Source organism: Paenibacillus sp. TC-CSREp1, assembly GCF_050171015.1.
Lineage (GTDB): Bacteria > Bacillota > Bacilli > Paenibacillales > Paenibacillaceae > Paenibacillus > Paenibacillus silvae.
Genome location: NZ_JBNOKM010000047.1, coordinates 1 through 1,370, shown reverse-complemented (window position 1 = coordinate 1,370; position 1,370 = coordinate 1). Strand labels below are relative to the sequence as shown.

Genomic DNA, 1,370 nt, shown 5'->3' with positions numbered 1-1,370 from the left:
TTGGATAAGCCCTCGACCGATTAGTACTGGTCAGCTCCATGCATTGCTGCACTTCCACCCCCAGCCTATCTACCTCGTCGTCTTCAAGGGGTCTTACATACTGGGAAATCTCATCTTGAGGGGGGCTTCACGCTTAGATGCTTTCAGCGCTTATCCCGTCCGTACATAGCTACCCAGCGGTGCTCCTGGCGGAACAACTGGTACACCAGCGGTACGTCCATCCCGGTCCTCTCGTACTAAGGACAGCTCCTCTCAAATTTCCTACGCCCACGACAGATAGGGACCGAACTGTCTCACGACGTTCTGAACCCAGCTCGCGTACCGCTTTAATGGGCGAACAGCCCAACCCTTGGGACCTACTTCAGCCCCAGGATGCGATGAGCCGACATCGAGGTGCCAAACCTCCCCGTCGATGTGGACTCTTGGGGGAGATAAGCCTGTTATCCCCAGGGTAGCTTTTATCCGTTGAGCGATGGCCCTTCCATGCGGTACCACCGGATCACTAAGCCCGACTTTCGTCCCTGCTCGACTTGTAGGTCTCGCAGTCAAGCTCCCTTATGCCTTTGCACTCTTCGAATGATTTCCAACCATTCTGAGGGAACCTTTGGGCGCCTCCGTTACTCTTTAGGAGGCGACCGCCCCAGTCAAACTGCCCACCTGACACTGTCCCCGTACCCGATCAGGGCACCAGGTTAGAACCTAGATACGATCAGGGTGGTATCCCAACGGTGCCTCCACGCAAGCTGGCGCTCACGCTTCAAAGGCTCCCACCTATCCTGTACAGATCGTACCCAAATTCAATATCAAGCTGCAGTAAAGCTCCATGGGGTCTTTCCGTCTTGTCGCGGGTAACCTGCATCTTCACAGGTATTAAAATTTCACCGGATCTCTCGTTGAGACAGCGCCCAAGTCGTTACGCCATTCGTGCGGGTCAGAATTTACCTGACAAGGAATTTCGCTACCTTAGGACCGTTATAGTTACGGCCGCCGTTTACTGGGGCTTCGGTTCACAGCTTCGGATTACTCCTAACCACTCCCCTTAACCTTCCAGCACCGGGCAGGCGTCAGCCCGTATACTTCGCCTTACGGCTTCGCACAGACCTGTGTTTTTGCTAAACAGTCGCTTGGGCCTTTTCACTGCGGCCCCCTCGTGCTATTCACACTACCGGGGCACCCCTTCTCCCGAAGTTACGGGGTCATTTTGCCGAGTTCCTTAACGAGAGTTCTTCCGCGCGCCTTAGAATTCTCTTCTCGCCTACCTGTGTCGGTTTGCGGTACGGGCACCTTCATCTGGCTAGAGGCTTTTCTTGGCAGTGTGAGATCATGACCTTCGCTACTGTAATTTTCACTCCCCATCACAGCTCAGCCTT

At 54.5% G+C, this 1,370-nt stretch carries 1 rRNA gene; it reads right to left on the bottom strand.

Annotation, left to right across the window (positions count from 1 at the left end):
- Nucleotides 1–1,370: ribosomal RNA gene (locus tag ACQSGY_RS30665) — 23S ribosomal RNA — on the bottom strand; the annotation flags it as partial.